Source organism: Gluconobacter potus (assembly GCF_015244705.1).
Lineage (GTDB): Bacteria > Pseudomonadota > Alphaproteobacteria > Acetobacterales > Acetobacteraceae > Gluconobacter > Gluconobacter potus.
In genome coordinates this window covers 867,560-886,468 of sequence record NZ_JABCQF010000001.1, presented here as the reverse complement: position 1 = coordinate 886,468, position 18,909 = coordinate 867,560, and the positions used below count along the sequence as shown (strand labels likewise).

The 18,909-nt window shown below is 62.3% G+C and carries 18 protein-coding genes; 9 read left to right on the top strand and 9 right to left on the bottom strand.

The annotated features are described in order from the left end of the window. Nucleotides 1–46 precede the first annotated feature (46 nt). Nucleotides 47–1,036, top strand: coding sequence for a tryptophan--tRNA ligase (gene trpS / locus HKD31_RS03925; protein ID WP_194263549.1), 990 nt, complete (start codon nucleotides 47–49; stop codon nucleotides 1,034–1,036). Between the two features lie 4 nt (nucleotides 1,037–1,040). On the opposite strand, the gene lpxB is transcribed toward trpS, so the two are convergent. The 5 genes from lpxB to rpmI form a co-directional block, all read right to left on the bottom strand. Further along, entirely contained in the window at nucleotides 1,041–2,288 is a 1,248-nt protein-coding gene (gene lpxB / locus HKD31_RS03920) for a lipid-A-disaccharide synthase (protein WP_041110716.1), read from the bottom strand. Then, complete coding sequence (gene pheT, locus HKD31_RS03915; RefSeq protein WP_194263550.1) at nucleotides 2,285–4,753, bottom strand: phenylalanine--tRNA ligase subunit beta; 2,469 nt, start codon at nucleotides 4,751–4,753, stop codon at nucleotides 2,285–2,287. Before pheT ends, lpxB begins: the two co-directional genes overlap by 4 nt. A gap of 1 nt (nucleotide 4,754) precedes the next feature. Beyond that, on the bottom strand, nucleotides 4,755–5,825 hold the full coding sequence (pheS, locus tag HKD31_RS03910) for a phenylalanine--tRNA ligase subunit alpha (protein WP_194263551.1): 1,071 nt from the start codon (nucleotides 5,823–5,825) through the stop codon (nucleotides 4,755–4,757). A gap of 97 nt (nucleotides 5,826–5,922) precedes the next feature. Beyond that, nucleotides 5,923–6,279, bottom strand: a complete 357-nt coding sequence (rplT, locus tag HKD31_RS03905) for a 50S ribosomal protein L20 (RefSeq protein WP_011251849.1) — start codon at nucleotides 6,277–6,279, stop codon at nucleotides 5,923–5,925. Between the two features lie 13 nt (nucleotides 6,280–6,292). Beyond that, nucleotides 6,293–6,493 carry a 50S ribosomal protein L35 gene (rpmI, locus tag HKD31_RS03900; RefSeq protein WP_046901279.1) on the bottom strand — a complete coding sequence of 67 codons (201 nt, stop codon included), beginning with the start codon at nucleotides 6,491–6,493 and terminating at the stop codon, nucleotides 6,293–6,295. Between the two features lie 310 nt (nucleotides 6,494–6,803). Between rpmI and HKD31_RS03895 the strand changes: the two genes are divergently transcribed. The 3 genes from HKD31_RS03895 (at nucleotide 6,804) to HKD31_RS03885 (ending at nucleotide 10,356) form a co-directional block, all read left to right on the top strand. Next, a complete protein-coding gene (locus tag HKD31_RS03895; protein WP_194263552.1) occupies nucleotides 6,804–9,230 on the top strand; it encodes a glucose/quinate/shikimate family membrane-bound PQQ-dependent dehydrogenase in 2,427 nt (808 codons plus the stop codon). Between the two features lie 134 nt (nucleotides 9,231–9,364). Then, nucleotides 9,365–10,018 carry an energy transducer TonB gene (locus tag HKD31_RS03890; protein ID WP_194263553.1) on the top strand — a complete coding sequence of 218 codons (654 nt, stop codon included), beginning with the start codon at nucleotides 9,365–9,367 and terminating at the stop codon, nucleotides 10,016–10,018. Nucleotides 10,019–10,125: 107 nt separating this feature from the next. Beyond that, complete coding sequence (locus tag HKD31_RS03885) at nucleotides 10,126–10,356, top strand: hypothetical protein (protein ID WP_194263554.1); 231 nt, start codon at nucleotides 10,126–10,128, stop codon at nucleotides 10,354–10,356. A 59-nt stretch (nucleotides 10,357–10,415) separates the two neighbouring features. On the opposite strand, the gene HKD31_RS03880 is transcribed toward HKD31_RS03885, so the two are convergent. Genes HKD31_RS03880 through HKD31_RS03870 form a run of 3 tightly spaced genes read right to left on the bottom strand, consistent with a single transcriptional unit; the run spans nucleotide 10,416 to nucleotide 14,620 of the window. Continuing rightward, nucleotides 10,416–10,850: a SufE family protein gene (locus HKD31_RS03880; protein ID WP_062501917.1), complete on the bottom strand. Its 435-nt coding sequence runs from the start codon at nucleotides 10,848–10,850 to the stop codon at nucleotides 10,416–10,418. A 57-nt stretch (nucleotides 10,851–10,907) separates the two neighbouring features. Beyond that, a complete protein-coding gene (locus HKD31_RS03875) occupies nucleotides 10,908–12,845 on the bottom strand; it encodes a response regulator (protein ID WP_194263555.1) in 1,938 nt (645 codons plus the stop codon). Continuing rightward, nucleotides 12,842–14,620, bottom strand: coding sequence for an ATP-binding protein (locus tag HKD31_RS03870; protein WP_172491740.1), 1,779 nt, complete (start codon nucleotides 14,618–14,620; stop codon nucleotides 12,842–12,844). The genes HKD31_RS03875 and HKD31_RS03870 overlap by 4 nt, the downstream gene beginning before the upstream one ends. Before the next feature lie 158 nt (nucleotides 14,621–14,778). Between HKD31_RS03870 and HKD31_RS03865 the strand changes: the two genes are divergently transcribed. Next, the gene (locus HKD31_RS03865) at nucleotides 14,779–15,189 is read left to right on the top strand and encodes a hypothetical protein (protein WP_011251857.1); all 411 of its coding nucleotides are present in this window, start codon (nucleotides 14,779–14,781) and stop codon (nucleotides 15,187–15,189) included. A 12-nt stretch (nucleotides 15,190–15,201) separates the two neighbouring features. On the opposite strand, the gene HKD31_RS03860 is transcribed toward HKD31_RS03865, so the two are convergent. Then, entirely contained in the window at nucleotides 15,202–15,690 is a 489-nt protein-coding gene (locus tag HKD31_RS03860) for a zinc-ribbon domain-containing protein (protein ID WP_194263556.1), read from the bottom strand. A 123-nt stretch (nucleotides 15,691–15,813) separates the two neighbouring features. On the opposite strand from HKD31_RS03860, the gene HKD31_RS03855 reads away from it, so the two are divergent. Genes HKD31_RS03855 through HKD31_RS03840 form a run of 4 tightly spaced genes read left to right on the top strand, consistent with a single transcriptional unit; the run spans nucleotide 15,814 to nucleotide 18,805 of the window. Continuing rightward, a complete protein-coding gene (locus HKD31_RS03855; RefSeq protein ID WP_194263557.1) occupies nucleotides 15,814–16,515 on the top strand; it encodes a cell division ATP-binding protein FtsE in 702 nt (233 codons plus the stop codon). Then, entirely contained in the window at nucleotides 16,512–17,420 is a 909-nt protein-coding gene (locus tag HKD31_RS03850) for a cell division protein FtsX (RefSeq protein WP_194263558.1), read from the top strand. The genes HKD31_RS03855 and HKD31_RS03850 overlap by 4 nt, the downstream gene beginning before the upstream one ends. After that, the gene (locus HKD31_RS03845) at nucleotides 17,417–18,010 is read left to right on the top strand and encodes a YdcF family protein (protein ID WP_062494845.1); all 594 of its coding nucleotides are present in this window, start codon (nucleotides 17,417–17,419) and stop codon (nucleotides 18,008–18,010) included. Before HKD31_RS03850 ends, HKD31_RS03845 begins: the two co-directional genes overlap by 4 nt. Before the next feature lie 45 nt (nucleotides 18,011–18,055). Then, entirely contained in the window at nucleotides 18,056–18,805 is a 750-nt protein-coding gene (locus HKD31_RS03840) for a lysophospholipid acyltransferase family protein (protein ID WP_194264064.1), read from the top strand. Nucleotides 18,806–18,909: the final 104 nt, after the last annotated feature.

Here is an 18,909-nt window from a genome sequence, read left to right as displayed (position 1 = left end):
CGCATCACCCCTTCCCTGATTTTTTCAGAAACTGAAGACTGAATTCATGCAGCGCGTCTTTTCCGGCATCCAGCCAACCGGCATTCCCCATCTGGGCAACTATCTCGGAGCGATCCGCAACTGGGTCACGCTGCAGGCAGATCATGACTGCGTCTTCTGTCTGGTGGATCTGCATTCCATCACCATGCCCTGGGACCCGCAGACCCTGCGCGAGCAGACGCTGGGCTCAACAGCCTGCCTTCTCGCAGCCGGGATCGAGCCCACGCGACTGTACAACCAGTCCGCCGTCAGCGCCCATGCCCGCCTCGGCTGGATTTTCAACTGCGTCTCCCGCCTCGGCTGGCTCAACCGCATGACCCAGTTCAAGGACAAGGCCGGCAAGAACCGCGAAAACCATTCGGCCGGTCTGTATGTCTATCCAAACCTGATGGCGGCCGACATTCTTGCTTTCCACGCGACCCGCGTGCCCGTGGGCGAAGACCAGCGCCAGCATATCGAGCTCACCAACGACATCGCCCAGAAATTCAATCACGACATGGGCGTGGAGTTCTTCCCGCAGGTCGAAGCATTCATCCCCCCCGCCGCAGCCCGCGTCATGAGCCTGCGTGACGGCAGCAAGAAGATGTCCAAGTCTGACCCGTCCGAACAGAGCCGGATCGTCCTGACCGACACAGCCGACGACATTGCCCTGAAGATCCGCCGTGCCAAGACCGATTCCGAACCGCTTCCCAGCGAAATGGACGGCCTGAGCGAGCGCCCGGAAGCCCGAAATCTCGTCTCGATCTATGCTGCGATGTCGGATGAAACGCCGGCCGCTGTCCTCGGCCATTTCAGCGGTCAGGGCTTCGGCCCGTTCAAGAACGCCCTCGCCGATCTTCTGGTCGAGCGTCTGGCGCCGGTTGCCAGCGAAACACAGCGCCTGCTTCAGGACGAGGCACATCTTCTGTCGGTTCTGCGCGCCGGCGCCGAACGCGCCAACAGCATCTCAGAACCGATCGTCCGGGAAGCCGAACGTCTCGTCGGCTTCCTGCGCTAAAATCTCAGCTTCTGGACGACCGGGAAACCGGTTCGTTCAGAAGGTCCATGATCTCGGCCGCCGCTGCATCCGCAGGCGTGCCCACAGGCGGCGAGAGCTTATCGAGCACATCGGCAAATGCCATGCGCTGCTTTTCCACCATCTGCGGATCGCTCAGCAGCTTCGAAACCGTCTCGGCCAGCTTCTTTGGCGTGCAGTTTTCCTGAAGCAGTTCAGGCACCACTTCCCGCCCTGCCAGCAGATTGACCATCGCCACATGCGGCACCTTGATCAGACGCCGCGCAATCGTCGCCGTCACCGGGTTGACGCGATACGTCACCGCCATCGGCACATTGCCCATCGCAAGCTCAAGCGTGGACGTCCCTGACTTGGTCAGGGCGCACTGTGCCGCCGCAAACGCATCATGCTTGTCATGAATGTCAGTGACGATATGCGGCTGGATCGGCCATTTGCGGATCAGCTGGCGGATCGTCGGCGCAATCACGGGCGCCACCGGAATGACCGGACAGATATCCGGATACTGCACCCGCAGGATATCCAGCATCTTGCGGAACACTGGCAGAAGCCGGGGCGCTTCCGAACGCCGGCTGCCTGGCATCAGGATCACGACCGGCGCATGAGCCGGAATATTGTGCCGCAGCCGGAAACGCTGGGCATTCCCCTGCCGCACACCGGACTGAAGCACCGGATGCCCGACAAACCGCCCTTCCAGCCCACGCTGTGCAAACCACTCCGGTTCGAACGGCAGGAGGCAAAGCAACCTGTCCCAGAGCCCCGGGAACTCCTTGACCCGGTTTTCACGCCAGGCCCAGACCTGCGGCGCGACATAATGCACGCGCTTGATACCTGAACGCTCGATTTTCTGAAGCAGCCGCAGGGTAAAGCCCGGGCTGTCGATCGTCACGACCAGATCCGGCTTGCGCAGTTCGATATCCTGCACGGCTTCGAGCAGACGCTGGGAGAGCTGCCGCAGACGGGGCACGACCTCGACCAGCCCCATCACTGCCAGATCGCTCATGGGAAACAGGCTGTGCAGCCCGAGCGCTTCCATGCGCCCGCCCCCGACACCGGCAAAAACCAGCGACGGGTCCTGCGCATGGAGTGCCTGCATGAGACGCGCGCCAATCACGTCCCCGCTGGCCTCACCCGCCAGAATCCAGATCACTCGCCCGTAACGGGGCAAAGGCGTGGCCTTTTGGGAAGGGTCCGCCGAGGACTGTCCGTCAGATCCGGATTCTGGAAGAGAGTTCATCGACGCAGCACAGCCCCTGTTGCCTTGAGAACCGCAGCTTCCACCGATTTGGAAACCGCTTCAAGCTGCGTATCCGTAAGACTCTCGCTCTGTGGCTGCAAGACCACTTCCACACCGAGCGAACGATGCCCTTCCGGCAGACTGCCGCCCTCGAACACGTCAAACAGCCGGACATCCTGCACCAGATTGCGATCCGCCATCCGCGCGGCCTTCAGAACCGCCTGGATTTCCACATCCGGCCCCGCCACGAAAGCGAAGTCACGACGGACAGGCTGCAACGGCGATAGGACAGGCGCGGCTTTGCGCTTGGCCTTCGGCAGCGGCACCTGATCCAGATAGACCTCGAACGCCACCACGGTTCCGCTCAGTCCCAGCGCCCGCGCGACACGCGGATGCAGTTCACCAAACGTCCCCAGAACCATCTTCGGCCCCTGCCGCACCTGGCCCGACCGGCCCGGATGATAGAATCCCGGCGCATCAGCCGTAACCGACAGCGCCGCTTCCGGCACACCCAGCGCAACAAGAGCCGCCGTAAGATCGGCCTTCGCCTCCCAGAGCGTCGCTTCATGCGCCGCAACACCCGGCTCACGCGCCGTCAGACCAGCCCGCAGACCCGCCAGACGCAGATGCTGTCCGGTCGCATCGAAGCTCGGTCCAACCTCGAACAGCGCACCCTCGCCCGACAGGCCCAGACCACGGGCCAGATTGCGTGACAGGGCCCGCGCCAGATTGATCAGCGGCGTCGGACGAAGCTGATCCAGATCAGTGGCAATCGGGTTCAGCAGATGCTGGGTTTCCGGCACATCACCGAACAGAGCCGCATCATCCTGCGCCACGAACGAGAACCCGACCGTCTCGGTCAGTCCGCGTGCCGCACAGACACGACGCAGCAGGGCCGCACGCGCCTGAAGCGGCGTGACAGCCGGAGCGGGCACAACCGTCGTCTGCGGCAGCGCAACCGCCGGAACATTGTCCAGACCGTAAAGCCGCAGCACTTCCTCAAGCAGATCGCATTCCGCTTCTATTGCCTGAACATGGCTGGCAGCGCGAATGGCCACGTCTTCATCCAGCGTCGGGGCCTGTGCCAGAACCTGCCCCGAGGCAATGTCATTGCGCCAGGACGGCACCAGGAACGTCGCGGCGTCTTCCGTCCGTTCCGTCACCTCAAAGCCCAGATGCTCAAGGGAGCGCACGGCATCGTCAGCCGCGATATCCACACCACCCAGTGTCTTCAGACGCTCGAACCGCAGCGTCGCCGTCCGCTTCCAGTCCGGAAGGGCGCCAGCCTCGGTGATCTCGCTGACTTCACCGCCACACAGATCGCGGATCATGACCGTCGCGGCTTCAAGTCCGTTGAGAACCTGCGCCGGATCAATCCCGCGCTCGAAACGCTGCCGCGCATCGGTGTGAATGGCCAGACGACGGCCCGTCAGGGCAATCCGCACAGGATCGAAGAGGGCGGATTCCACGAACACATCGGTCGTGTTCGCATCCACGCCGCTGCTCTCACCACCAATCAGCCCGGCGAGCGACTGCACACCGGCTTCATCGACAATGACCATGTCCTCGGTGCCAAGCACATATTCGCGCCCATCAAGCCCCGTAAAGGTCTCACGGGCCGCATGCGTCACCGTCAGCGTATCGCCTTTAAGTTTTGCAACATCAAAGACATGCAGCGGACGGCCGAGATCATAAGTGAGGTAGTTCGTCACATCGACGAGCGCCGAGATCGGCTTGACCCCGACCGATTCCAGACGACGCTGCAGCCAGTCCGGGCTCGGACCGTTCTTCACACCCCGGATCACACGCCCGACGATATACGGACAGGCCGGATGCTCGGTCTTCCACGTCAGCGGCGACGGAAAATCCCCTTCCATCGCTTCGGTCAACCAGGGCTTCAGATGCCCGATCCCGCCAGCTGCCAGATCCCGCGCAATGCCCCGGATGCTGAGCGCGTCACCACGGTTGGGCGTGATGGCGATTTCGATGACCGGATCATCCAGCTCGGCATAAGCGGCGTAGGACTCTCCGATCGGAGCCGCTTCAGAAAGCTCGGCAATGCCATTGCTTTCCTCACCGATCCCGAGCTCACGGAGCGAACACAGCATGCCGCCACTGTCCTGCCCGCGGATCTTGCCCTTCTTGATGGTGATGTCGAGCCCCGGAACATACGTGCCCGGCGTCGCAAAGATCACATGCAGGCCAGCCCGCGCATTCGGCGCACCGCAAACGACCTGCACATCTTCAAAGCCGGCGCCCGCAGCAACCCGGCAGACCTGAAGCCGGTCCGCATCCGGATGGCGGTGCGCTTCGACGATCTTGGCGGTCCGGAAACCCACCAGACGGTCAGCGGGGTTTTCAACACCCTCGACCTCAAGCCCGATGACATTCAGCCGGGCACAGATCTCTTCAACAGAAGCCGTAAAATCAAGATGTTCGCGCAGCCAGGAAAGAGAGAACTTCATGTCACACGCCCTCCGTCAGCGTGGCAGGCGAGAACGCCGAAAATCCGTAATGACGCAGCCAGCGCAGATCGCTTTCGTAAAAAGACCGCAGATCGGGGATGCCGTTCTTCAGCATCGCCAGACGCTCGATCCCCATCCCGAACGCAAAGCCCTGCCATTCGGACGGATCCAGGCCACAGTTTGCCAGAACCCGCGGATGAATCATTCCTGATCCCAGAACCTCAAGCCAGTCAGACCCGCCACCGATTTCGCCGGTCGCCTTCGACCAGCCGATATCAACTTCCATGGAAGGCTCGGTGAACGGGAAATAGGACGCCCGGAAACGGACAGGCAGGTTCGGCTTGTCGAAATAAACGCGCAGGAACTCGATCAGGCAGCCCTTGAGATGGCCAAGCGTGATGTTGCGATCGACCACGAGGCCTTCGCACTGATGGAACATCGGCGAATGGGTCGCATCATGATCGGCACGATAGGTACGACCCGGTGCAATGATCCGGATCGGTGGCTTTGAGCCGAGCATGGTGCGGATCTGCACACCAGAGGTCTGCGTCCGCAGAACCCGCGGCTCCCCGCCCTCATTCTTCGGTGGCAGATAGAACGTGTCGTGCTCGGTCCGGGCAGGATGATGCTCCGGCGTATTGAGGGCCGAGAAATTATGCCACTGGCTCTCGATGTCCGGCCCTTCGGCGACGGAGAAGCCCATCGCGCCGAAAATGGCCGTCATTTCCTCAATGGTCCGGCTGATGGGATGGATGGTGCCCGTGACAACCGCAGGCGCCGGCATCGTCACGTCCACGCGCTCGGAGCGCAGACGGGCCTGAAGCGCCTCTTCCTCGATATCGCGCCCACGGGCCTCGATAGCTGCCGTCAGCTCGTCGCGCAGACGGTTCAGCGCCTGACCGCGCTCTTTGCGCTCCTGCGGCTCCAGCCTGCCCAGCTGTTTGAGCAGACCGGTCAGCGCACCGGACTTGCCCAGCGTTCCGACGCGGATCGCGTCCCACTGGGCGCGATCCTGCGCTCCGGCCAGCGCAGCCAGCGTGTCATTTCTGAGTATATCGAGATCGTCAGCCATACCGCCCATCCCCTGCAGCACAAAACAAAACGGGCCGTCCTGATAACAGGACGGCCCGCCAGTCACCAGACCCCCAGGGGGATCAAGCCGGAAAAGCTCAGCCGAGAGCGGCCTGGGCCTTCTTCACGATTTCACCGAAAGCGGCGCTATCGTCAAAAGCGATGGCGGCGAGGACCTTACGGTCGATCTCGATGCCAGCCTTGTCCAGACCATTGATGAAGCGGCTGTACGTCAGACCATGCTCGCGGACGGCAGCGTTGATACGCTGGATCCACAGGGCGCGGAAATCACGCTTCTTGTTGCGACGGTCACGATACGCATAACGCAGCGCCTTCTCGACGCGCTCCAGAGCAATACGGTAGTTCGTGGACGAACGGCCGCGATAGCCCTTGGCGAGCTCGAGAACCTTCTTGTGACGGGCGTGTGACGTTACGCCCCGCTTGACACGTGCCATTTACCTTATCTCCTCAGAGCCCGTAGGGCGCCCACTGCTTGATTGTCTTCGCATCCATGTCCGTCATGGTCTGGGGACCACGGTTGGTGCGCTTCATCTTCTGCGGACGGTTGATAAGGCCATGGCGCTTGTTGCCCGGGCCACACATCACTTTGCCGGTCGCGGTGATCTTGAACCGCTTCTTGACCGACGACTTGGTCTTCATCTTGGGCATTTCGGTCTCCCTCGCCGTAAACGATTGGTCCTGCATCCTGCAGAGACTCTGCACGGCCGGGCATGCCACTCGTGGCCCGGACGCGTGCGCGGAAGCGGTGTCCTTATCGTAAGCCCAAGTGGCCTGCAAGCGCATTATTTTCTTGAACGCTCAATCATAAGTCCTTCCTTTCCTCAAGTCACGACGACGTGAAAGTCCTCACAGTGACGTGAGCAAGATGAACCTTCTGACATCTTGACCCTTGACGCCCATCCATGTGCTTTGTCCGGAAGTCACCGTGATGCATCAGAACAACAGATCCAGGAACATCATGAGCACAACATCCCGGCCAGGGCTCTGGGCCCTGATTACGGCCGCGGTATTCGCGCTTTGCGGCGCGATCCTTACCGTAGGCGGCGCATGGGTCGCTGCCATCGGCGGCCCTCTTTATTATGTCATCCTTGGCCTGGCACTTCTCGCCACGGCTTTCCTCTCATTCCGGCGCAATCCGGCTGCCCTCTATCTGTTCGCAGTCGTCGTCTTCGGAACGGTCATCTGGGAACTCACCGTTGTCGGTCTCGACATCTGGGCCCTGATCCCGCGCTCGGACATCGTCATCATCCTCGGCATCTGGCTGCTGCTGCCGTTCGTCTCGCGCCAGATCGGTGGCACGCGGACGACCGTCCTGCCGCTCGCCGGCGCCGTTGGCGTTGCGGTTCTGGCCCTGTTCGCCAGCCTCTTCACCGACCCGCATGACATCAGCGGCGAACTGCCGACGCAGATCGCAAACGCCTCCCCCGCCGACCCGGACAACGTCCCGGCCAGCGAGTGGCACGCTTATGGTCGTACACAGGCCGGTGACCGCTGGTCCCCGCTGAACCAGATCAACGCGTCCAACGTCAGCAACCTCAAGGTCGCATGGCATATCCACACCAAGGATATGATGAACTCCAATGACCCGGGCGAAGCGACGAACGAAGCGACCCCGATCGAGTTCAACAACACGCTTTATATGTGCTCGCTGCATCAGAAGCTGTTTGCGGTTGATGGTGCCACCGGTAACGTCAAGTGGGTCTACGATCCGAAGCTCCAGATCAACCCTGGCTTCCAGCATCTGACCTGCCGTGGCGTCAGCTTCCACGAAACGCCGGCCAATGCCACGGATTCCGATGGCAATCCTGCTCCGACGGACTGCGCCAAGCGCATCATCCTGCCGGTCAACGATGGCCGTCTGGTTGAAGTCGATGCCGACACGGGCAAGACCTGCTCCGGCTTCGGCAACAACGGCGAGATCGATCTGCGCGTTCCGAACCAGCCTTACACGACGCCCGGCCAGTACGAGCCGACGTCCCCGCCGGTCATCACGAACAAGCTGATCATCGCCAACAGCGCCATCACCGATAACGGCTCGGTCAAGCAGGCTTCTGGCGCCACGCAGGCATTCGACGTCTACACCGGCAAGCGCGTCTGGGTGTTCGATGCATCCAACCCGGATCCGAACCAGCTTCCGGATGACAGCCACCCTGTCTTCCACCCGAACTCCCCGAACTCCTGGATCGTGTCGTCCTACGACGCCAACCTGAACCTCGTGTACATCCCGATGGGCGTGGGGACTCCCGACCAGTGGGGCGGTGACCGCACGAAGGATTCCGAGCGTTTCGCTCCGGGTATCGTTGCGCTGAACGCCGATACGGGCAAGCTCGCCTGGTTCTACCAGACCGTTCATCACGATCTGTGGGACATGGACGTTCCGTCCCAGCCGAGCCTCGTGGACGTAACGCAGAAGGACGGCACGCTTGTTCCGGCCATCTACGCTCCGACCAAGACCGGCGACATTTTCGTCCTCGACCGTCGTACCGGCAAGGAAATCGTCCCGGCTCCGGAAACCCCGGTTCCCCAGGGTGCTGCTCCGGGTGACCACACCAGCCCGACCCAGCCGATGTCGCAGCTGACCCTGCGTCCGAAGAACCCGCTGAACGACTCCGATATCTGGGGCGGCACGATCTTCGACCAGATGTTCTGCAGCATCTATTTCCACACCCTGCGCTACGAAGGCCCCTTCACGCCGCCGTCGCTCAAGGGCTCGCTCATCTTCCCGGGTGATCTGGGAATGTTCGAATGGGGTGGTCTGGCTGTCGATCCGCAGCGTCAGGTGGCTTTCGCCAACCCGATCTCCCTGCCGTTCGTCTCCCAGCTTGTTCCCCGCGGACCGGGCAACCCGCTCTGGCCTGAAGAAAATGCCAAGGGGACGGGTGGTGAAACCGGCCTGCAGCACAACTATGGCATTCCGTATGCCGTCAATCTGCATCCGTTCCTGGATCCGGTGCTGCTGCCGTTCGGCATCAAGATGCCCTGCCGCACGCCGCCCTGGGGTTATGTCGCCGGTATTGACCTGAAGACCAACAAGGTCGTCTGGCAGCACCGCAACGGCACCCTGCGTGACTCGATGTATGGCAGCTCCCTGCCGATCCCGCTGCCGCCGATCAAGATCGGTGTCCCGAGCCTCGGTGGCCCGCTCTCCACGGCTGGCAATCTCGGCTTCCTGACGGCGTCCATGGATTACTACATCCGTGCGTACAACCTGACGACGGGCAAGGTGCTATGGCAGGACCGTCTGCCGGCTGGTGCCCAGGCAACGCCGATCACCTATGCCATCAACGGCAAGCAGTACATCGTGACCTATGCAGGCGGACACAACTCGTTCCCGACCCGCATGGGCGACGACATCATCGCCTACGCCCTGCCCGATCAGAAATGATCTGACAGGACCCTCGGGGCCATGAAAAAGGGGAGATGCCATCAGGCATCTCCCCTTTTTTCGTTCCGGCAGACTGGCGGAAGATACAATCGTTACATAGGGTAACAAAGTTACTTCCCGATGAAAGACACATCATGAGACTGTCCGTCATCCGCCCGCTTCTGGCCCTGACCCTCCTTCTTGCGGGCAGCAGCCTGTCCGCACAGGCCGAAGACCATCCTCTCGGCGCGATGCTGGATCCCCATCATCACAGCCCTCTCATTTACCCGCCGGCCGAACTTGAGTTTCACAAAAGCGGAACGGCCCATGTCCGCTGCACCATCAGCGCTGCCGGAATAGCCACCGACTGCCAGTCTTCCGCCTCACAACCGGATTTCGGCCTCGCAGCCGAGCAGATGGCCTACAGCTCGACATTCCTGCCCGCCTACCAGAACAGCGTGGCCGTGCCCGGCACCTGGGAGAAGACCTACACCTTCCATGCTTCGCCCGACCTGACGACGCCGATGCTCGACAAGGCCCATACGCCTCCGCCCCATTATCCCGAAACCGCCGACGCTGCCGGAATTGGCGGTCACATCACCGCCCTCTGTCAGATCGACCCAATGGGTGCCGCGCATGACTGCACAGTCAGTGACGGTCCGCCCATCCTGCAACGCGCTTCGCTCGCCTATTTCAGCCTTGCCAGATACTACCCGGCCCTTAAGGACGGACAGCCCATCACGGCACAGTATCGGGGGAACATCACCTGGGACACGACCCATCCTGTGGACCAGCAGGGTTTCCGCTAGTCTCCCGCTACAAGACCGCTTGCACGCCGCTCGCAACGTATTGCATTCTTTTCTGAAAGCCGGGACGCGTTCCCCGTAACCCGGCACCGCTCTGGAGATCATACCCCATGCCGTTCCGTCGCCTCTCCGTTGCCGCCCTCGCCGTTCTGGCGCTCGGTACCCAGATGGCCCACGCCAAGCCCTGTCGCGACGACAAGGGCAAGTTCACGAAATGCGAAGCTCCCCAGAAGCCGAAGCCCTGCCGGGACGCAAAAGGGAAGTTCACGAAGTGCCCGACAACCGCCAATGGCACGACAGCTGCGACCAGCGCCACTCCGTCGGCAAGTCATCCGCAGTAAGATTATAATCTCTGCAAGAAAAAACCCCGCCGGCTTTGAGCCTGCGGGTTTTTTTATTTCTAGTGTGACGCGCGCTTCTGAATGGCCTGCGCCATGGCCTCGACCCCGTTCCCACGGTTCGTCGAAAGCGCCTTGACCAGTCCCATGTCATGCAGAAACACAGGGCTTGTTTCCAGAATTTCCGATTTCGGACGGCCGGAATAAACCCTCAGCAGAAGCGCCACGAGCCCCTGAACGATCGCGGCATCCGACGCCCCGGCGAAAAACAGCTTTCCATCCCGTTCGACCGCTTCAAGCCAGACCTGGCTCTGACAGCCCGGAACACGATGGGCATCATCCTGCCACTCTTCCGGAAATGGCGGCAGCTTGCGTCCCATCTCGATGATGTACTGATACCGCTCCATCCAGTCATCAAACAGACCCAGTTCGGCCTCGATCTCCTCGATAGCCGCAGCAGCCGTGTCCTCCTGGGGAACAAGATAGGCATCACTCACGTGTCACAATCTCCAATTCACAGGCCCAGTGCCGCCAGCCAACGCAGGACCGGCTTCTTATGACGCACCACCGTCAACAGAACGCATGGTTTCGGCAACGGCCCTCTGCAGGCTTTCCTGCGTAAAGGGCTTCGGCAGAAGAAGCCCGTTTTCAGGGGCCGGCATATCATCTGTGTGCCCACTGATAAACAGCACCCTCAATCCGGGCACAGCCTTCAGCAATGCTTCCGCACAGGCCAGACCATCATGATCCGGCATCCTCATATCAATGATCGCAAGCTCGAAGGGGGACGCCAGATCAACACGCTTCAGGGCATCCGTCAGCGAGGCCACAGCCGTCACCTCATGGCCATCCTGGGCCAGGAATCCCGCCGTCACCATCCGCACCGGCGCTTCATCATCCAGCACCAGAACCTTCAGGCGCCGTTCGAGCTTCGCACCCTGAAGCTGCGGCACAGCAACCCGTTCCTGACTGCCCCGCGCCACGGGAAGCAGCAGCGTCATGCGCGTCCCCCTGCCCACGACACTGTCAACAACGATTTCGCCATAACTCCGGCTCAGAAAACCATACACGCTGGACAGACCCAGCCCGGTCCCACGCCCGACATCCTTGGTCGTAAAGAAGGGATCAAAAATCCTTGCCGCCACCTCCGGCGGCATGCCTTCGCCTTCATCCACGACCTCCAGCGCCACGGCCCGGTCAGGACAGCACTCCGCGGGAAGACCTGTCCGCTTCTGCTCGACGACATGCGCACTGATCCGCACCGTCCCGCCATCCGCCATGGCATCCCGCGCATTCACACACAGGTTCAGGAGCGCCATTTCAAGCTGGTCCGCATCCGACCAGACCAGCGGCAGATCCGGTGGCACGTCTTCCACACACAGCGCGCATGGGGCCGCCGATGCCGGGACACCCCGCTTTTTGAGGCTCTGACGCAGAAGATCCGTCAGCCCCGGCAGCAACTGCCCCAGCGACACAGCCGACAGACGTGCCTCGCGCGGACGTCCGAACTGAAGCAGCCGCCGCGTCAGAACGGCCCCGCGCTGGGCGGAATCCGCGGCATTGCGCAACAGTGCCAGAGAAGCCTCATCAAACTCCGCGATATCCTCCAGAAGCTCGAGAGACCCTGAAATTGCCGCCAGCAGATTATTGAAATCATGCGCAATACCGCCAGCCAGCGTCCCGAGCGACTGAAGCTTTTCGGCCTGACGCAGCCGTGATTCCATAACGACACGGGACGTCACATCCCGGTCCATGCTGACCTGCCAGGCATCTGCCCTGGAAGCACCTTCCGGCCACGCAAGAACCAGCCGCGTCAGCTCATGCCAGCGCGTGACAGAACGGCCCTCTCCTTCCGTAAGAACCTCTCCGACCAGACGCTCTTCCTGCCCCGAAACGCGCACATCCTCACGCATGGCCGTGATTTCGGGCCAGAGATTTTCCGGAAAATGGGCCTGCTCGTTCTCAGCCCCGCTCTCGGATTCATCCCGCACATTACTGCGGATGCACCGCCCGTCCCGGTCCGAAAAGACGAGCCCGATCGGCAGCGCTTCCATCAGCCCCCGCAAAAGCGCCTGCTCCGTCCTCAGGGCCCGCTGCGCCAGACAGTGCTGCGTGACTTCCCCAACCAGCGAACGCAGGGCATCCGAATCCCAGGGCTTGTGCACATAGGCCTGCACCTGCCCCTGGTTCAGGGCGGAGACGACCGCTTCCAGATCGGCATATCCCGTGAGCAGAATGCTGCGGGCATCCGAAAACGCCCGGGCCTGCATCAGCAGCTGGTCTCCGGTCAGACCAGGCATCCGCTGATCAGAAATGATGGTCGCGACATCCCTGTGCGCCCGCAGCAGATCCAGCGCCTTCAGCGGGTCCGTGGTGGACAGGATTTCATACTGGTCTTCCAGCAGATCCGTCAGGGCGACGAGGATCTCCTCCTCATCGTCAACCAGCAGGATCAGCGGGCGCGACGGCCCTTTGGCACTCCAGAAAGTCATGCTGCACGACCAGTCGCCACCGGCCCCTCCTCGGTCATGCGAACGGGCAGACTCATCCGGAAACACGCTCCGATCCCGCGCCCGTCCGGCAGATTGGCGTCCGTTACCTCAATCACCCCGTCATGCGCCTCCATGACGCTATAGGCAATGGCCAGCCCCAGACCTGTCCCGGTTCCCACGGGCTTGGTCGTGAAGAACGGATCGAAGATCCGCGTCCGCAGGTCAGGCGGCAGCCCCGGCCCGTCATCACTCACACTCATTTCGTAGCGACCGTTTTCCAGACGCGAGGCAATGACGATCCTGCCCCGCACGATATCTCCGTCGGTGGACATGTCCGCCAGCGCATCGGCCGCATTGGAAATGATGTTCATGACAACCTGATTGAGAAACGCTGGCTGACAGACCAGTTCGGCCGGCGCCTGAAGATCCTTCTGCACGATAATCCCCGGCCCCAGCTTGTGCGCCAGAAGAGCCAGCGCGGTTTCCAGCGCTGCCGGTACATCAACCTTCTGGAACGAGCTTTCATCCAGCCGTGAAAACCGCCGCAGGCTCAGAACCAGGTTCTGGATCCGCTGCAAACCGAGTTTCATGGACTCCAGCCGCGACATCCCCTTTTTCGTCAGGGACATCGCCTCGTCGGAGGCATTCACACCCTGTAACCGCTTGAGGGTCCGCGTCACCGTATCCGCATGTGCGATCGTAAAGGCCAGCGGATTGTTGATCTCATGCGCAATGCCCGCCACCAGCTCGCCCAGCGACGCCATTTTCGCCGTTTGCACGAGCTTGGACTGCGCCTGAAGAAGCCGCTCGTTCGTCCGCGCCAGCTCCATGTTGGCCTGCGCCAGCGCCTCGGCCATTTCCGCCTTGGCGCGCGCGGCTTCAAGCGTCAGGGCGTTCTGCTGACGCTCGATTTCCTGCTGACGAAACTCGTCCTGCGCCATCCTGCGCTGCGCCAGCGTCCGGATCCGCATGGCCAGCGCCTCAAGCGCAATATCGCTTGGTACGAGATCATCAATCCCGGCCTCAAAAAACTCACCGGAAGACTGCCGCCGGAAACGCGACGCTTCCACGATCCCAAGCGTCCGGAACGGAATCCCGCCCGCTTCCAGCACCGCCTGCCGACGCGCATCCAGAAGACGGCAGAACTTCAGATCCTCGTCCCCGCTGCCCAGTTCCAGCACCAGACAGTCCGGACTGTCCGCCCCCCGAAGCCAGCCGCCCTCAATCAGATCATCGGACCGCTCGATGGAGGTGACGGTATGCCCGTCACGCCAGAGCAGTTCTCCCAGAGTGGTTTCCGGCACGTCCTCGACGACTTCTTCCTCGTCTTCATCCTCACGCGGAGAATTGACGATCACGATCCGCGCCCGGCGCAGACGGGATGCCTCATCGACCTGAAGAAGTTCCGGCCCTTCCCGCAGCAGAGCCCGCATCCGCAGCACCATGAGATCCGGATGGGCCGACTTGGAAATATAGGCGTCCGCGCCGCTCTCCAGCCCCTCACGCTCCACACCTGGAGAGGCATCCTCCGTCAGCATCAGGATCGGGATGTTCCGGGTCAGCGCATCCAGCCGCAGCCGCCGCGCCAGCTGGCCACCACTCATGCCCGGCAGTTCGGTACAGGCGACCACCAGATCCGGCATGGTCTCCTCGATCGTGCCCAGCGCCTCCTCGCCACTTGTGGCGCAGGTCAGGGCAAACCCCTCCTTGACCAGAACCTGGGCAATCTGCCTGGCATGGTCACAATCGGGCTCCACAAGGACCACCCGGGGCATGTTAGACGTCACCATAGGCATCTCGAACTCAGGAAAAGGCATGACAGCACGGGAAAGTTTGCATTGGCGTTCTCTTGCAGCTAGTCCGAGGTGAACCATTCGTCCGTTTTCAGGGGCGAAGACTAACTCCCGTTGCCGGACCACTGGAAGCCATATCTATGGACATGCAGCCCCCATCCCATATCACGGACCGCCTTCTGGGCCGCAGCAGCCGCAGCGATTCATCGCTCACCACGTCCTCCATGATCCGGACGGGCATCTGGTCGGTCTGCTATTTCGCCTTCTATCTGGCCCAGCAGATCGCCGAACTTCTGGCGCCTCTCCTGCTGATTCTGGGAGTGGGCTGGTACATCCTGCCACATATCGTCAACGCGATCACCACAAGCGCCGCCACGGCCGATCCGCAGGCCCGTGACATCATGAACCATGTCGCCGGGACTCTTCCAAACCATCTGCAGATCGGCTCTCACCTCATCACGCCGGGCTCCCTGATTTTCGACGGTATCCTGCTCATGGCCATCGCCGCGATCGGGGCCACGGTCTCGGCCCTCGCCGCCCGCAACATGTAAGATGCGCAGGGGTCAGGAGAAATGCCCGGCCCCAGGCAGAAACCCGAAAACGCCTGCGCCCTTGCAGTACCACAGCGCGGCCACCCCGGATCCTGCCAGAACAAGACTGGCGCCCCAGGCTGCAATCCAGGCTCCGGTAGACCCGATCATTGACGGACCAGCCGTATCCGCGGGCGTCTGTACCTCTCCGGCCGAGCGCGAATGCAGAACCGCGGAACGGCGGGCATTGCTGCGGCTGGCCATGGCCCCGGTCGCCCGGAACGTCCCTTCTGTTCCGGAAACCGGCGACTCCGCAACGACAGGCGCAGCCTCCTCTTCCGGGACCTCGAAAACTTCAGGCGCGGCGACAGCCCCTTCGGACGCCTCCTCCAGTTTCGAAGCTGCGGGCGCGCCCAGCTCCCAGCTGTCTCCGCAGTTGGCGCAGCGCAGACGCTTGACCCCTTTTGCCAACGCCTCCGGGACCTCAAAGACTGCATGACAGTGGGGGCATTCAATGCGCATTCAATCAATCCCTTCGACAGCCGGCTCCGATCCGGCCTAGCCTGATCCGTGTGCTTGCCTGTTATGACGAAATGATCGTTATTAAATGGTTAATAGATTGCCCGCCTTTTCAATGAAAGCATCATGATCCGCCTCCTGAATGTCTCGATGATGCCCCCCGGCGTGGGACAGCCCGTTCTGCGGAATCTGACGCTCACCGTCCCGCAGGGGGAGTTCCGCTGGCTGCTCGGCCCCTCCGGAGCCGGCAAATCGAGTCTGCTGCGCCTCCTGACGCTCGAAACACGCCCCTCCGCCGGTCAGATGGACCTCCTCGGCGTATCCGTCAGTCAGGCCAGCCGGGCCACGCTACGGAACCTGCGGCGAAGGATCGGGTTTGTTCCCCAGGACTATCGCCTGATCGGGGAATGGACTGTGTTCGACAATGTAGCTCTCCCGCTGAGACTGCGCGGCGCCTCCGAACGCGACACCAGACGCGAGGCCTTCGCCGTTCTGGAATGGCTAGACGTCGCGCATCTTGCTGACAAGCGCCCCGGAACCCTTTCCGGCGGCGAACAGCAGCGCGCTGCCATCGCCCGCGCCCTGATCGGCCGTCCGGAAGTCCTGCTGGCCGACGAACCCACGAATGCCCTTGAGGACGCGCAGGCCCGTCGCCTGCTGGCCACGTTTCAGGAACTGGTGGACATGGGCACGACCGTCATCGTCGCAACCCATAATGAAGCGCTGGTCCGCGAAGCTCCAGCCACGTCCATCGTCCTTCAGGACGGCACACTCGCGGGGGCCGATCCTCAGGACGGAATCGCCGCACGCCGGAGCGACGGAACATGAGCGCGCCTGTCTCCCCCGGCCTGCGCTCCGGCAGCCTGCCACTTCTGGTCGCACTCATGACTCTCCTGGCCGGGCTCTCGCTCGCCGGGCTGACAGGCGTTCAAACCCTGGCCGAAGGTTGGGCCGGCGCTGCACGCAACGCCACCACGATCGAGATCCCGTCCGACACGCCCCAGCTTGAAGACCGCACCCGCGCCCTCATCCAGACCCTCAACAAAACGCCCGATGTCACCACTGTCCGGGAACTTTCCCCGCAGCAGGTACAGACCCTTCTCGCCCCCTGGCTCGGACAGGTCTCGGACAGCGGGCATCTCACCGGCCTTTCCCTGCCCGTCGTCCTGATCGTCGCCCATACCGGAACCCCTGATCTGGGAAAGGTCGTCCATGAGGCCCTGCCGGAAGCCGTCGTGGAAGAAGACCGCCGCTGGGGGGAGCGCCTCAACGGTCTGGGAAGCAGCCTCGTCGCCTGCGCCTGGCTTGCGGTCAGCCTTATCGCCGCCATCGCAGTCCTGTCGGTTGGCATGACCGTCCGCCGCTCTGTAATGGCCCAGCGCAAGGCTGTCGAGATCGTCCATTTCCTTGGTGCCGGAGATGTAACGATCTCCAGTCGCATTGCAGGCCGGGCCGCCCTTCTGAGCCTCGCCGGGGGCCTCGCCGGACTGTTCTTCCTGAGCCCGGTCATCACCATGCTCGCGCGAAAACTGGCGCCCTTCTCACATGACGCAGGGCCGGCCGCACTGCCTGCGACAACATGGCAGACCATGCTGGCCAGCTGGTGGAACACCCTGCATGTCCTGCCCCGCCTCCTTCTCGAAGAGCTTGGCGCCCTGCCGCTGATTGCCGCCTGCCTGGGCTGGCTCACCGCGCAGACCGTCGTGCTCGTCTGGCTCCGGCGACTGCCATGAAGCGGCTGTTCCTGACATGTCTGGCTCTGGGCGGGCTCTGGCTGGCGGGATTCGCATGGTTCATTCAGGACGCGAGCAAGGCTTCCGTCACAGCCCCCGTCTGCGACGGCATCGTCGCCCTGACCGGCGGAGAACAACGCGTCGATACGGCCATCACACTTCTGCGGGGCGGATACGGGCATCTGCTCCTGATCTCGGGGGTCGGCCCCCATGTCACGCTACAGCACATCCTGCATCTCCAGCAGGAATCCCTGTCCTCCCCCCTGGCCGAGCGCATCACGCTCGGCCGCCGCGCCACCAGCACGATCGGCAACGCCCACGAAACCGCCCAGTGGGCCCGTGACAATCACCTTCACCGCCTTCTGGTCGTCACGGCCGGCTACCATATCCGCCGGGCGGTTCTCGAAATCCATCGCGTGGCTCCGGATCTGGCTCTCGTCCCCTATCCGGTCGTGCCTCTCGCCCTTCAGGCGCCCCTTTCCCGCCGGACCCTGTTCCTGATGTTCCGCGAGTACAACAAGTTCCTCGGCGCGGAAATCTGCGTCCTCACCGGCCTTCCGGATGGCCGGGAAGGACTGGACGGCGCCTGACAGCCCTTGTGCCCGGACCGCTTTTCTGGTGTGCAGAACAGCATGATGAGCATTCTGCGCGGCGTCCTTTTCAATCTCTATCTTTTCTGGATCACCCTGTTCATGGGCCTCGGAACCATTCCGATCCGCCTGATGAAAAACCAGGATCTGGCCCTGTCCTACGCGAAACTCTGGGCACGGGCCGTCCTAGCCGGCTTCACCCGGATCTGCTCGGTCCGCATCGAGGTCACGGGGCGCGAGAACCTGCCTCCCGGTCCGCTGCTGATCGCCTCGCAGCACCAGTCCTTCTTCGACGGCTTCATCTGGATGACCCTCGTTGACCGGCCCGACTACATCATCAAGTCCGAACTGACCCGTATTCCCGTCGTCGGCCCGATGCTGCTCCTGACCGGCATGATCGCCATCGACCGGAAGGCCGGCTCGAAAGCCCTGCGCAACATGATGCGGGACACCAAGGCAGCCCACGCCGACGATCGCCAGATCATCATTTTCCCCGAAGGCACCCGTACCCTTCCCGGAGAGCGCCATCCGATCCAGCCCGGCATCGTCGCCCTGGCACGACAGATAGACGTTCCCATCGTGCCCGTCGCCACCGATTCAGGCCTGTTCTGGGACCGCAATGCGTGGCTCAAACGTCCGGGAACCCTGCACGTCGTCATCGGTCAGCCTCTGCCCCCGCAGCAGGAGCGCAAAGCCTTCACACAGGCTCTGGAGAGCGCGTGGGATGAACTGTGCACAACCCATACCCTTCCCCGCGATCCTGTGGATAACTCTGTGGACCCGGAAAACGCATGACCGGACTGCAAAAAACTGAAATCTTTCAGGACTATTCCAGACCCGACGTGTTCCTGACGTCCCACCTCTGACAGAATCTTCGCATCTCTTGGTTTTCTGCCGTT

Excerpts from the sequence above, each read along its gene's own strand:
- trpS (WP_194263549.1), top strand. The coding sequence starts at position 47 with ATGCAGCGCGTCTTTTCCGGCATCCAGCCAACCGGCATTCCCCATCTG.
- lpxB (WP_041110716.1), bottom strand. The coding sequence starts at position 2,288 with ATGAACTCTCTTCCAGAATCCGGATCTGACGGACAGTCCTCGGCGGAC.
- pheT (WP_194263550.1), bottom strand. The coding sequence starts at position 4,753 with ATGAAGTTCTCTCTTTCCTGGCTGCGCGAACATCTTGATTTTACGGCT.
- pheS (WP_194263551.1), bottom strand. The coding sequence starts at position 5,825 with ATGGCTGACGATCTCGATATACTCAGAAATGACACGCTGGCTGCGCTG.
- rplT (WP_011251849.1), bottom strand. The coding sequence starts at position 6,279 with ATGGCACGTGTCAAGCGGGGCGTAACGTCACACGCCCGTCACAAGAAG.
- rpmI (WP_046901279.1), bottom strand. The coding sequence starts at position 6,493 with ATGCCCAAGATGAAGACCAAGTCGTCGGTCAAGAAGCGGTTCAAGATC.
- HKD31_RS03895 (WP_194263552.1), top strand. The coding sequence starts at position 6,804 with ATGAGCACAACATCCCGGCCAGGGCTCTGGGCCCTGATTACGGCCGCG.
- HKD31_RS03890 (WP_194263553.1), top strand. The coding sequence starts at position 9,365 with ATGAGACTGTCCGTCATCCGCCCGCTTCTGGCCCTGACCCTCCTTCTT.
- HKD31_RS03885 (WP_194263554.1), top strand. The coding sequence starts at position 10,126 with ATGCCGTTCCGTCGCCTCTCCGTTGCCGCCCTCGCCGTTCTGGCGCTC.
- HKD31_RS03875 (WP_194263555.1), bottom strand. The coding sequence starts at position 12,845 with ATGACTTTCTGGAGTGCCAAAGGGCCGTCGCGCCCGCTGATCCTGCTG.
- HKD31_RS03870 (WP_172491740.1), bottom strand. The coding sequence starts at position 14,620 with ATGCCCCGGGTGGTCCTTGTGGAGCCCGATTGTGACCATGCCAGGCAG.
- HKD31_RS03865 (WP_011251857.1), top strand. The coding sequence starts at position 14,779 with ATGGACATGCAGCCCCCATCCCATATCACGGACCGCCTTCTGGGCCGC.
- HKD31_RS03860 (WP_194263556.1), bottom strand. The coding sequence starts at position 15,690 with ATGCGCATTGAATGCCCCCACTGTCATGCAGTCTTTGAGGTCCCGGAG.
- HKD31_RS03855 (WP_194263557.1), top strand. The coding sequence starts at position 15,814 with ATGATCCGCCTCCTGAATGTCTCGATGATGCCCCCCGGCGTGGGACAG.
- HKD31_RS03850 (WP_194263558.1), top strand. The coding sequence starts at position 16,512 with ATGAGCGCGCCTGTCTCCCCCGGCCTGCGCTCCGGCAGCCTGCCACTT.
- HKD31_RS03845 (WP_062494845.1), top strand. The coding sequence starts at position 17,417 with ATGAAGCGGCTGTTCCTGACATGTCTGGCTCTGGGCGGGCTCTGGCTG.
- HKD31_RS03840 (WP_194264064.1), top strand. The coding sequence starts at position 18,056 with ATGAGCATTCTGCGCGGCGTCCTTTTCAATCTCTATCTTTTCTGGATC.